The sequence below is a fragment of the Streptomyces sp. SM10 genome (assembly GCF_002910915.1).
Taxonomy (GTDB): Bacteria; Actinomycetota; Actinomycetes; order Streptomycetales; family Streptomycetaceae; genus Streptomyces.
In genome coordinates this window covers 1-2,482 of the sequence record NZ_NEUF01000044.1, presented here as the reverse complement: position 1 = coordinate 2,482, position 2,482 = coordinate 1, and the positions used below count along the sequence as shown (strand labels likewise).

1 protein-coding gene is annotated in these 2,482 nt (G+C 68.7%); it reads right to left on the bottom strand.

Annotation, left to right across the window (positions count from 1 at the left end):
• On the bottom strand, positions 1-2,482 hold a 2,482-nt coding region (locus B9S57_RS04520), incomplete at both ends, for an SDR family NAD(P)-dependent oxidoreductase (protein ID WP_146057710.1).

Sequence of the window (2,482 nt, the reverse complement as noted above, 5' to 3'; positions counted from 1 at the left end):
CCCCAGGCCAGGGACTGCCCCGCCAGCCCCTCCGCCTTCCGCACTTCGGCCAGGGCATCGAGGAACGCGTTCGCCGCCGCGTAGTTCGCCTGCCCCGCACCACCGAACACACCGGCCGCCGAGGAGAACAACGTGAACATCGACAAATCCATGCCACGCGTCAACTCATGCAGATTCCACGCCGCATCAACCTTCGGCCGCAACACCGCCGACAACCGCTCCGACGTCAACGACGACACCACACCGTCATCCAAGACGCCGGCGGTATGCACCACACCCGTCAGCGGGTGCCCGGCCTCCACACCGTCCAACACCCCCGCCAACGCCACACGATCAGCCACATCACACGCCACGAACCGAGCCCGCGCACCCAGACCCTCCAACTCCGCAACGAGCTCAGCCGCACCCGGAGCATCCCCACCCCGACGACTCACCAGCAACAGGTGCCGAACACCGTGCTCGGCGACCAGGTGGCGCGCCACCACACCACCCAGCACCCCGCCGGCGCCCGTCACGACTACGGTCCCGGCCAGTTCGACGCGGGCGGGTTGCTGCTCGGCAGGCAACGGCACTCGTGCCAGCCTCGGTACGAACACCTCGCCCGCGCGCACAGCAGCCTGCGGCTCGCCCGAGGCCACGACTGCCGGCAGAACCGACCCCCGGTCCTCGTCGACGTCCACCAGGACGAACCGCCCAGGGTTCTCGGACTCGGCCGTCCGCACCAGACCCCACACGGCAGCCTGTACGGGATCGGGCGAATCACAGAACACCGCGCCCTGAGTCACCACCACCAGCCGCGCATCGGCGAACCGCTCGTCAGCCAGCCACTCCTGTACCAACTCCAGTGCCTGCCGAGCGATTTCATGTGCACGAGACGCCACGTCCCCGGCGCAGGAGCCGGCTTCCGCGAACGACACCGCCACCACATCGGGAACCTCGGCGACAGCGGCCAGATCCGCAAACCGCTCCGTGCCGGGGAGGAGTTCCCCTCTCCCGATCACGGCCCACGTGGCCTCCGCATCCTGAGTGCCGACCGGCCTCACGGACCATGCGACGCGGAACAGCGAGTCGGCGTGGGCATGATTACTTCCGCGCAACTGCTCCCGTGCGACCGGACGCAGTGCGAGGGACTCCACCGAGGCGACGTGCGAACCGGCTCCGTCTGCCAGCAGCAGTGACGCGCCCGACTTCTCACGACGAACGCGAACCCGCAGAAGCTGTGCTCCCACCGCGGACAGTGACACACCGGCCCAGGCGAACGGCAGGCCTACTACTTCTGCCGTCCCCTCCGTGTCGGTAGCGGGCGCGAGGCCCATCGCGTGCAGTGCGGCGTCCAGGAGGGCTGGGTGCAGCCCGAAGCCATCGACCTCGGCTTCAGCCGGGAGGGCCACCTCCGCGTACACGTCGTCGCCTCGCCGCCACGCTGCGCGCAGCCCCTGGAACAGGGGGCCGTACTCGTACCCCGCATCGGCGAGCGACGCATAGAGCGTATCCACCGCGACAGCTTGCGCTCCCGCGGGCGGCCACTCCTCCAGGCTGTCCGTCGCCGGTGCCCCGATGGCGAGTGTGCCGCTGGCGTGCCTCGTCCATGCCGCGTCCGAAGCGTCGGCAGGGCGGGAGTACACGGTGATTTCGTGCCGGCCCGTCAGGTCGGCTGCGGCAACCGCGACCTGGATGACGATCGCGTCGTGACCGGCGATGACAAGGGGCGCCTCGATCGTCAGCTCTTCCACGAGGTCGCAGCCGACCTGGTCGGCGGCTTGCAGGGCGAGCTCCACGAAGGCTGTGCCCGGAAGCAGGACCGAACCCCATACAGCGTGGTCGGCGAGCCAGGGGTGTGTCTCGACCGAAACCCTGCCTGTCATCACTACACCGTCGGTGCCGGCCAAGCCCATCGCGCTGGAAAGCACGGCGTGGTCGAGGGACTTCAGCCCAGCCGAGGAAACGTCCACAGCGCCGTTTCCGGCAGACGGGTTCAGCCAGTAGCGCTGATGCTGGAAGGCGTAGGTGGGCAGATCGACACGCTGAGCACCGGTGCCCGCGAACAGGGTGTTCCAGTCGAGGTCGACCCCGTGCACATGCGCGTGGGCGAGGGAGGTCATGAAGCGGCGGGACTCGTCCTCGTCCCGGCGCAACGTCCCCAACGCGACCGCGTCACTCCCGGCCGCCTCGAACGTCTCCTCCAGCCCCACGGACAGCACCGGATGCGGACTCACCTCGACGAACACACCATGCCCCGAACTCACCAGTGCTCGGGTCGTCTTCTCCAGCAGGACCGTCCGGCGCAGGTTCGTGTACCAGTACTCGGCATCCATCCCCGCCGTGTCCAGCAGCCCGCCCGTCACCGTCGAATACAACGGCACCCGCGAACTACACGGCTCCAGATCCGCCAGCACCTCCAGCAACCGGTCATGGATCCGCTCCACATGCGCACTGTGCGACGCGTAGTCGACATCGATGCGCTTGCACCGCACCCCGTCCG